Annotated in this window: 8 protein-coding genes and 6 tRNA genes; 12 read left to right on the plus strand and 2 right to left on the minus strand. The window is 62.2% G+C overall.

Annotation, left to right across the window (positions count from 1 at the left end):
* Positions 1 to 19 precede the first annotated feature (19 nt).
* On the minus strand, positions 20 to 1,510 hold the full coding sequence (locus tag ACIQUI_RS20470; protein ID WP_403202152.1) for an MDR family MFS transporter: 1,491 nt from the start codon (positions 1,508 to 1,510) through the stop codon (positions 20 to 22).
* 49 nt (positions 1,511 to 1,559) lie between these two features.
* Complete coding sequence (locus ACIQUI_RS20475; RefSeq protein WP_403202140.1) at positions 1,560 to 2,615, minus strand: HlyD family secretion protein; 1,056 nt, start codon at positions 2,613 to 2,615, stop codon at positions 1,560 to 1,562.
* A 143-nt stretch (positions 2,616 to 2,758) separates the two neighbouring features.
* Here ACIQUI_RS20475 and gltX point away from each other — a divergent pair, with 143 nt between their 5' ends.
* From gltX to ACIQUI_RS20535, 12 genes are all read left to right on the plus strand, one after another.
* Positions 2,759 to 4,240 (plus strand): glutamate--tRNA ligase, encoded by a 1,482-nt coding sequence (gltX, locus tag ACIQUI_RS20480; RefSeq protein WP_403202142.1) that lies wholly within the window; start codon positions 2,759 to 2,761, stop codon positions 4,238 to 4,240.
* Between the two features lie 280 nt (positions 4,241 to 4,520).
* Positions 4,521 to 4,596: transfer RNA gene (locus tag ACIQUI_RS20485), tRNA-Ala, on the plus strand.
* 72 nt (positions 4,597 to 4,668) lie between these two features.
* Positions 4,669 to 4,744: transfer RNA gene (locus ACIQUI_RS20490), tRNA-Glu, on the plus strand.
* A gap of 53 nt (positions 4,745 to 4,797) precedes the next feature.
* A tRNA-Ala gene (locus ACIQUI_RS20495) sits at positions 4,798 to 4,873 on the plus strand.
* A 42-nt stretch (positions 4,874 to 4,915) separates the two neighbouring features.
* Positions 4,916 to 4,991 (plus strand) — tRNA-Glu (locus ACIQUI_RS20500).
* Positions 4,992 to 5,053: 62 nt separating this feature from the next.
* A tRNA-Ala gene (locus tag ACIQUI_RS20505) sits at positions 5,054 to 5,129 on the plus strand.
* 42 nt (positions 5,130 to 5,171) lie between these two features.
* Positions 5,172 to 5,247, plus strand: a tRNA-Glu gene (locus tag ACIQUI_RS20510).
* Positions 5,248 to 5,418: 171 nt separating this feature from the next.
* Entirely contained in the window at positions 5,419 to 5,958 is a 540-nt protein-coding gene (locus tag ACIQUI_RS20515; protein ID WP_403202144.1) for a TetR/AcrR family transcriptional regulator, read from the plus strand.
* Between the two features lie 15 nt (positions 5,959 to 5,973).
* On the plus strand, positions 5,974 to 6,807 hold the full coding sequence (locus tag ACIQUI_RS20520) for an alpha/beta fold hydrolase (protein ID WP_403202147.1): 834 nt from the start codon (positions 5,974 to 5,976) through the stop codon (positions 6,805 to 6,807).
* Positions 6,808 to 6,993: 186 nt separating this feature from the next.
* Positions 6,994 to 7,428 (plus strand): thioesterase family protein, encoded by a 435-nt coding sequence (locus tag ACIQUI_RS20525; protein WP_046617041.1) that lies wholly within the window; start codon positions 6,994 to 6,996, stop codon positions 7,426 to 7,428.
* Positions 7,429 to 7,479: 51 nt separating this feature from the next.
* A complete protein-coding gene (locus ACIQUI_RS20530) occupies positions 7,480 to 8,451 on the plus strand; it encodes a tRNA dihydrouridine synthase (protein ID WP_403202149.1) in 972 nt (323 codons plus the stop codon).
* Between the two features lie 224 nt (positions 8,452 to 8,675).
* Positions 8,676 to 9,119, plus strand: a complete 444-nt coding sequence (locus ACIQUI_RS20535) for an Hsp20 family protein (protein ID WP_051099848.1) — start codon at positions 8,676 to 8,678, stop codon at positions 9,117 to 9,119.
* Positions 9,120 to 9,366 lie beyond the last annotated feature (247 nt).

The following is a 9,366-nucleotide window of genomic DNA, read 5'->3' on the forward strand; positions in this document are numbered from 1 at the left end:
CAGCATTCAAAAAATGGGCTTAATGCGCCTCCCCAGCCTTCAACCCCTGCGGCAACTTGCGGGTCAACAGCACCGCCACCATGCTCACCGCCAAACCAATCCCGACAAAGTGGAAGGCATCGTTGTACGCCATGATCAACGCCTGCTGGTGGGTAATCTCGCTCAGCTTGCCCAGCGCTGCATTGTCATTGCCCAGCCGCTCCGCCAGTTGCGCCAGTCGCTCTGCCACCTGCGGGTTGCTCGGCACTATCGATTCCCTCAGGTAATCGAAATACACCTTGGTCCGCGCATCCAGCAACGTGGCCAGCAAGGCAATCCCGATTGCGCCACCCAGGTTCCGCAAGATGTTGAACAGGCTCGACGCCGACCCCGCGTCCTGCTGCTGAATGTACGATGTGGCGATCAACGAAATGGTCACCATGATCATCGGCTGGCCGAGGGCGCGGATGATCTGGATATGGTTGAACTGCGGCCCGGCAAAGTCGGGGTTGAGTACCCCAGAGCCGAAACTGGCGGCGCCAAACAGGCAGAACCCGAGGGCGCACAGCAGCTTGGGCGGCACCACTTTCATCAGTTGTGGCACCAACGGAATCAGGAACAGCTGCGGCACGCCCATCCACATGATCACCTCGCCGATTTGCAGGGCGTTGTAGCCCTGCACCTGCGCCAGGTACAGCGGCAACAGGTAGATCGACCCGTACAGCCCCACACCCATGCCCAGGCTGGCGATGCTCGACAGGCCGAAATTGCGGTTGCCCAGGATGCGCAGGTTGATCAGCGGGTGCGGCTTGGAGAACTGCAGGATGACGAAGGTGATCAGGCTGACCAGGGCGATGCTGCCCAGGCTGACGATCAAGGATGACTCCAGCCAGTCCTTGCGGTGGCCTTCTTCCAGAAACACTTGCAGGCAGCCCAGGCCCACGCCCAGTGTGACGATGCCGGCATAATCGGTGCTTTTCAGCAGCTCCCAGTGCGCCTCCTTCTTCTCCAGCCCGTACAGCAGGCCGGCAATCATCACCAGGCCCGGCGGGATGTTGATGTAGAAGATGTACTCCCAGCCCCAGTTCTCGGTCAGCCAGCCGCCCAGGGTGGGGCCGATGGAGGGGGCGAAGGTGGCGGTCATGGCAAACATGGCCATGCCTTTGGCGCGGTGGTGTTCGGGTAGCTTGATCAGGGTGAGGGTAAAGGCAAGCGGGATCAGCGCGCCGCCGGTAAAACCTTGCAGGGCACGGAACAGGATCATGCTTTCCAGGTTCCAGGCCATCGAGCACAGCAGCGATGACAACAGAAACCCTGCTGATACCCACACTGCCAGGCGACGGGCAGACAACAGCTGAACCAGCCAGGCGGTCAGCGGGATCATGATGATTTCCGCAACCAGGTACGAGGTGGAAATCCATGAGCCTTCCTCCAGGGTGGCCGACAATGCGCCCTGGATGTCCTTGAGCGACGAGTTGGTGATCTGGATGTCCAGCACGGCCATGAAGGCGCCGAGCATCACGCTCATCACCGCGATCCAGTCGCGCCGGGTCGGCTCCGCAGTGGGGCGCAGCAGTGGGTCACCGGCCATTGTGGCTTTCGTCTTCGGTGCGCAGGTCTACGGTGGCGGTCACCGACATGCCGGGCCGGATACGCCCGTGCAGCGGGTTGTTGGCAGGGAAAGTCAGTTTGACCGGGATGCGCTGCACAACCTTGGTGAAGTTGCCGGTTGCGTTGTCTGGCGGCAGCAGGCTGAACTGCGCGCCGGAGGCGGCGAACAGGCTGTCGACCTGACCTTCGATGGGCGTGTCAGGGTAGCTGTCGAACAGCAGTTCGGCACGCTGGCCGGGGTGCATGCGGCCGATCTGGGTTTCCTTGAAGTTGGCCTGCACCCAGATATCTTCGTCGGGCACGATCGACATCAGGTAGGCGCCGGCCTGCACTACCTGGCCATTGCGCGCATTGCGCTGGCCAATGGTGCCACTGATCGGTGCGCGGATTTCACAACGGGTCAGGTTCAGTTCGGCCTGGGCCAGGTCGGCGCGGGCATTGGCGATTTGTGCGTCCAGGCGCTTGAGGTCTGCGTTCAGGGCGTTGACCTGCTGGCGCTGGCTTTGCAGGTCGGCGCGGGCCTTGTCGACCTGTGAGCCGGCGACATGGCTGTCCGCCGACAGGGTGGTGACCCGTTCTTCGGATATGAAACCGGGCTTGCGCAGCTTTTCGGCGCGGCTCAGGTCCACCCGTGACCGCTCGTAGGTTGCCTGGTTGGCCGCCACTTGCGCCTGCCCGGCAGCAATCAGACTGCCCTGTTGGGTCAGGCGGCTTTGTGCCTGCGCGTATTCCGCTTCACGGGTAGCCAGGGCTGCTCGGGCGCGCGCTACGGCCAGTTCGAAATCGGCCGCCTCCAGCCTGGCCAGCAGGTCGCCTTGGTTCACGTGCTGGTTGTCCTCGACCGGCACCGCGTCGATGCGGGCACCCAGCTGGCTTGAAATGCGCGTGATCTCGCCCTGCACGTAGGCGTTGTCGGTGCTCTCGTAGAAGCGGCCCTTGAAGTACCAGTGGGCCAGGAAGGCGAGGGCGACGAGTGCCACGAGGGTAAAAAAGACCAGCAGGCGGCGTTTGAGTTGGGCAGGCATGGGGACTATCGTTCCAGAAATGTAAATAAATTTAACAGCGGCGCAGGGCTTGTCGACAAGTGACGTTCGCGCCATTGCTGGAGCCCGGTGCCTGCCTCCTGCTAACATCTCGCCTTTGTTTCATCTTTCGTTCGAGACTCTCCATGACCACCGTACGCACGCGTATCGCGCCATCGCCTACCGGCGACCCCCATGTCGGCACTGCCTACATCGCCCTGTTCAACTACTGCTTTGCCAAGCAGCACGGCGGTGAGTTCATCCTGCGCATCGAAGACACCGACCAGCTGCGCTCCACGCGCGAGTCGGAACAACAGATCTTCGACGCCCTGCGCTGGCTGGGTATCGAATGGAACGAAGGCCCGGACGTCGGCGGCCCGCATGGCCCGTACCGGCAGAGCGAGCGTGGCGAGATCTACGCCAAGTACGCCAAGGAGCTGGTTGATGCCGGCCACGCTTTCTACTGCTTCTGCACCGCTGAAGAGCTGGACCAGATGCGTGCCGAGCAGCAAGCCCGCGGCGAAACCCCGCGCTACGACGGCCGCGCGTTGCTGTTGAGCGCCGAGGAAGTACAGCGCCGCCTGGCCGCTGGCGAGCCACACGTGATCCGCATGAAGGTGCCAAGCGAAGGCATGTGCGTGGTCCCGGACATGCTGCGCGGCGACGTTGAAATCCCTTGGGACCGCATGGACATGCAGGTGCTGATGAAGAACGACGGCCTGCCGACGTACTTCCTGGCCAACGTGGTGGATGACCACCTGATGGGCATCACCCACGTACTGCGTGGTGAAGAGTGGCTGCCGTCGGCACCCAAGCTGATCAAGCTGTACGAGTACTTTGGCTGGGAGCAGCCCAAGCTGTGCTACATGCCGCTGCTGCGTAACCCGGACAAGTCCAAGCTGTCCAAGCGCAAGAACCCGACCTCGGTTACGTTCTACGAGCGCATGGGCTTCATGCCGGAGGCGATGCTCAACTACCTGGGCCGCATGGGCTGGTCGATGCCGGACGAGCGTGAGAAGTTCTCGCTGGCCGAGATGGTCGAGCACTTCGACCTGTCGCGTATCTCGCTGGGTGGCCCGATCTTCGACATCGAGAAGCTGTCGTGGCTCAATGGCCAGTGGTTGCGTGAGCTGCCGGTCGAGGAGTTCGCCGCGCGCCTGCAGAAGTGGGCGTTCAACAGCGACTACATGATGCAAATAGCCCCGCACGTGCAGGGTCGCGTTGAAACCTTCAGCCAGGTTGCCCCGCTGGGCGGGTTCTTCTTCGAAGGCGCGCTGAAGCTGGATGCCAAGCTGTTCGAAAGCAAGAAACTGTCGGCCGACCAGGTGCGCCAGGTGATCCAGCTGATCCTGTGGAAGCTCGAAAGCCTGCGCCAGTGGGAAAAAGAGCGCATCACCGGCTGCATCCAGGCCGTGGTCGAGGCGCTGGAACTGAAGCTGCGCGATGCCATGCCGCTGATGTTCGCTGCCATCACCGGCCAGGCCAGCTCGGTTTCGGTACTGGACGCCATGGAAATCCTCGGCCCGGACCTGACCCGTTACCGCCTGCGCCAGGCGCTGGACCTGCTGGGTGGCGTGTCGAAGAAAGAAAACAAAGAGTGGGAAAAGCTGCTGGCCTCGATTGCCTGATTCAGCTTTACACCTAACCTGTGGGAGCGGGCGTGCCCGCGAATGCGGTGTTTGATCTACCATTGCATTCGCGGGCATGCCCGCTCCCACAGGTCCAGCTAAACCCTGAAAACCGGGGCAGGGCGGTAAGTGATTGTTATCTGTGAAAAATTTTTTGATTATTTTAAAAAATTAGTTTGACAGCCCTGCAATCCGAACTTAATATGCGCCCCGTCCACAGCGATGAACGAAAACGAAACGCCAGGCACCCAGCCAGCGGTTCTGTTCAAAGCGACATTGTGGGGCTATAGCTCAGCTGGGAGAGCGCCTGCATGGCATGCAGGAGGTCAGCGGTTCGATCCCGCTTAGCTCCACCAAATTCCGCTTAGCAGCCAAGGCTGATAAGCAAGACCGGGTCCAGCAACCGGGTCTTGAAGGTAAGAAGGTTCGTCCCCTTCGTCTAGTGGCCTAGGACACCGCCCTTTCACGGCGGTAACAGGGGTTCGAGTCCCCTAGGGGACGCCAGTTTTACACAAGCGATGTTTCAGGATGTCGCTGGGCCGCGAGGCTAAAAATCCGGGGCTATAGCTCAGCTGGGAGAGCGCCTGCATGGCATGCAGGAGGTCAGCGGTTCGATCCCGCTTAGCTCCACCAATTTTGCCGCGGTTTGCGCAAGCGAGCCGGCACGAAGGTTACGTCCCCTTCGTCTAGTGGTCTAGGACACCGCCCTTTCACGGCGGTAACAGGGGTTCGAGTCCCCTAGGGGACGCCACTTTTTCCTGCGTTTTGCAGGGCTTAAAAAGGCTCGTCGTTTATTGATGAGTCTTTTGTTTCGGGGCTATAGCTCAGCTGGGAGAGCGCCTGCATGGCATGCAGGAGGTCAGCGGTTCGATCCCGCTTAGCTCCACCATTTCTGCCAGGGTTCACGTTAGTGAATCTTCGCGAAGGTTACGTCCCCTTCGTCTAGTGGCCTAGGACACCGCCCTTTCACGGCGGTAACAGGGGTTCGAGTCCCCTAGGGGACGCCATATTTACCCGCGTTTTGCGGGACTTTAAAGGCTCATTCGCTTATTGAATGGGCCTTTTGTTTTATCTCCCTTCCGAAAAAATGATTGCCGACAGACGGCGCTAAATTCAGCTTGCCAAAAAATATGATGAGAATAATATTTCGATCATCATATTTTGACGGCGAGTGCCAGATGAGCGACAAGAAGAGCAAAACCCGCGAGCGCATCCTGGAAGCGGCACGCAACGCGCTGATCCAGCACGGCCCGGCCGAGCCCAGCGTTAGCCAGGTAATGGGCGCGGCAGGCCTGACCGTCGGTGGTTTTTATGCCCACTTCGACAGCAAGGACGAGCTGATGCTCGAAGCGTTCCGCCAGTTGTTGGGTGAGCGCCGTGCCTTGCTCGCCCAGATCGACCCCAGTCTAGATGGTGCGGGGCGGCGGGCGCTGGCCAGTGCCTTCTACTTGTCGCGTAAACACCGGGATGCCGAAGTGCACGCCTGCCCGCTACCCAATTCGCTGGGTGACATGCAGCGCCTGCCGGAAGCCTTCCGTGAGGTATTGGCCGAACATATCGAGCTGATGACTGCTGCCATGGTCGACCGCCCGGAAGATGCCGACAAGGCACTGGCCGACCTGGCGCTCATGGTTGGCGGCCTTGCCCTGGCCCGTGCCTTGGGTACCGGTGAACTGTCTGACCGTATTCTGCGCGCCGCCAAATCGGCGGTGCTTTAACCCTGGAGCATGGCGATGACTACCCTGAGCTGGATTCGTGGTGTCAATGGCACCCTGGGCCGCCTGGCGCCCGAGCATGTGGCTGGCAAGATGCGCCGTGCCTTCATGACCCCGCGCAATCTGCCACCGCGGGATTGGGAGTTGCCCGTGCTGGCCAGCGCCGAGCGTATTACCCTGCGCTTCGGTTTGTCGGCCTTGCGCTGGGGCAAAGGGCCGACCGTGCTGCTGATGCATGGTTGGGAAGGGCGCCCGACCCAGTTTGCCGCCTTGATCGAAAGCTTGGTTCAGGCCGGGCACACGGTGGTCTCGCTGGAGGGGCCGGGGCATGGGCGTTCGCCCGGCGAGCAGGCGAATGTAGTGCTGTTTGCCCGGGCGCTGCTGGAGGCTGCCGCCGAGTTGCCGCCGCTGCGTGCGGTGATTGGCCACTCGATGGGCGGTGCCAGTGTGATGCTGGCCTTGCAGATGGGGTTGCGCGCGGAAGCGGCGGTGAGTATTGCCGCCCCGGCGCGGTTGCTGGGCGTATTGCGTGGCTTTGCCCATCACCTGGGGCTGCCGGCACGGGCGCGGGCAGCCTTTATCCGCCAGGTGGAGCGGGATGTGGGCATGCAGATCGCGCGGCTGGATGTGACCGGTTACCAGCTGGAACTGCCGGGGTTGGTGGTGCATGCGGCTGATGACGCTTTGGTGGCTGCCGATGAAGCCCAGGTAATCCATAAGGCCTGGTTCGATAGCCGCCTGATGCTGCTGGAGCAGGGTGGGCACCAGCGGGTGCTGTCCGACCCGCGGGTGAGTGAAGCGGTGCTCGAATTGCTGGCTCGGGCTGCTACGCCAGCGCGGCAAAGCGCCTGAGCATCCGTTACACTCGTTGAGATTCTGGGGCTGCTGCGCAGCCCATCGCGACACAAGGCCGCTCCCACAGGGTTCGCGAAACCCAGGCTGTACGCGTCCCCTGTGGGAGCGGCCTTGTGTCGCGATAGGGGCGCAACGCGCCCCCCAGCCATTTCAAATCATCAAGCCATTTTCACAGGAGTGTGCATGAGCTGGGACCTGGCAACACCCTTCGTCATCGACCTGCGCGTCGGCAGCGAGGACATCGACGGCCTCGGCCACGCCAATAACGCGGTCTACGTCACCTGGCTGGAGCGCTGCGCCTGGCGCCACTCCCAACGCCTGGGGCTGGACCTGGCCGAGTACCGGCGGCTGGACCGGGCGATGGCGGTGGTGCGCCACGAAATCGACTACCTGGCCGCGGCCTATGAGGACGACGAGCTGCAACTGGCCACCTGGATCATCGACTGGGACCAACGCCTGCGCATGACCCGGCGCTTCCAGCTCAAGCGCCCGCGTGACGGCGTGACCCTGCTGCGTGCGCAAACCACCTTCGCCTGCATCGAGCTGTCCAGCGGCAAACCGCGGCGCATGCCGGCAGAATTCCTCGACGGTTACGGCCCGGCGCTGATCGGCGCCTGAAACACCGGCTTTTTTTGCTAGACTGCCGGCTTTTTCCGCCGAGACCCTCACATGCAAATTGCCCTGGCCCCCATGGAGGGGCTGGTCGACAACATCCTGCGCGACGTGCTGACCCGCGTGGGCGGTATCGACTGGTGCGTCACCGAATTCATTCGTGTGTGCGACCGCCTGCTGCCGCCGTCGTCGTTCGACAAGCTGGCACCCGAGCTGCGCCACGGGGCGCGCACGGCTGCCGGCGTGCCGATGCGTGTACAGTTGCTGGGGTCGGACCCGGTGTGCCTGGCGGAAAACGCAGCGCTGGCCTGCGAGCTGGGCGCGCCGGTGATCGACCTGAACTTCGGTTGCCCGGCCAAGACCGTGAACAAGTCGCGCGGTGGTGCGGTGCTGCTGAAGGAGCCGGAACTGCTGCATGCAATTGTGCGCGAAGTGCGCCGTGCCGTGCCGGCAGATATCCCGGTAACCTCGAAGATGCGCCTGGGCTTCGACAGCCCCGATGGTGCGCTGGAGTGTGCCACGGCGCTGGCCGAAGGCGGTTCGGCGCACCTGGTGGTGCATGCGCGGACCAAGGTCGAGGGTTACAAGCCGCCAGCGCACTGGGAGTGGGTGGCGCGGGTGCAGGATGTGGTCAAGGTGCCGGTGTTTGCCAATGGCGAGATCTGGACCGTCGATGACTGGCGGCGCTGCCGTGAGGTCAGTGGGGCCGAAGACATCATGCTGGGCCGTGGGCTGGTATCGCGCCCCGACCTTGGCCTGCAGATTGCCGCGGCGCGTAACGGGCGGGACTATCAACCGATGAGTTGGGACGATTTGCTGCCACTGTTGCGCGAGTTCTGGCGCCAGGCTCAGCACAAGCTGTCGCCGCGCTATGCGCCGGGGCGGATGAAACAGTGGCTGGCGATGCTGACCCGTAGTTACCCTGAGGCGGTGGTATTGTTTGCCGAGTTGCGTCGAGAGGATGATTGCGCGCGGATCAGCCGGTTGTTGGGGGTTGAGGTTCAATCTCTCGAGGCATGTGTTGCCTGATCCGGCCCTTTCGCGGGCGCGCCCGCTCCCACAGGGATTGTACTGGCCTTGAGGCCTGTGGTGATGCTGTGGGAGCGGGCGTGCCCGCGAAAAGGGCTGCGCCGATTTCAGATTTTTTGTGTTTGCCCCTTGAAAGCATTTCCCCTGGCCATATCTCTTGAGTACGCGATGCCGAAGTCGGGTCGCGTAATGACTTACTTGCTGAATATCAGGAGTTCATGACCATGACCACCGCTTTCTCCCTCGCTCCACTGTTCCGCCATTCCGTTGGTTTCGACCGTTTCAACGACCTGTTCGAATCCGCGGCTCGTAACGAGGCCGGTAGCAGCTACCCGCCCTATAACGTCGAAAAGCATGGCGATGACCACTACCGCATCGTGGTTGCCGCAGCCGGTTTCCAGGAACAGGACCTCGACCTGCAGGTCGAGAAAGGCGTCCTGACCGTGACCGGTGGCAAGCGCGACAATGGCGCCGCTGAGGTGACCTACCTGCATCAGGGTATCGCGCAACGCGCCTTCAAGCTGTCGTTCCGCCTGGCTGACCATATTGAAGTGAAAGCCGCCGGCCTGGCCAATGGCCTGCTCAGCATCGACCTGCTGCGCATTGTGCCTGAAGAGGCCAAGGCCAAGCGCATCCCGATCAATGGCGACAAGCCAGCGCTGAACTGATCACGCTGATGTAAAGAAGGGCACCCCCAGGGGTAATGCCGGTCAGTTAAGCAGTTTGGGGCCGCGTTGCGGCCCATCGCAGGCAAGCCAACTCCCACAGGTACGGCGCATGGCTTGAGTTCAGTGCAATCGGTGTGGGGGATTCTATGGTTTCTGGCAAGGGCATCAGGGTTGCCGGGTGCTCGCCACGGCATCTTCAGCGCCTGTGAGATCGAGCGCCGCCCGCGCGGCGCATCGCGAGCAAGCT

The sequence above is a fragment of the Pseudomonas sp. NPDC090592 genome, from assembly GCF_044769185.1.
Classification (GTDB): Bacteria; Pseudomonadota; Gammaproteobacteria; order Pseudomonadales; family Pseudomonadaceae; genus Aquipseudomonas.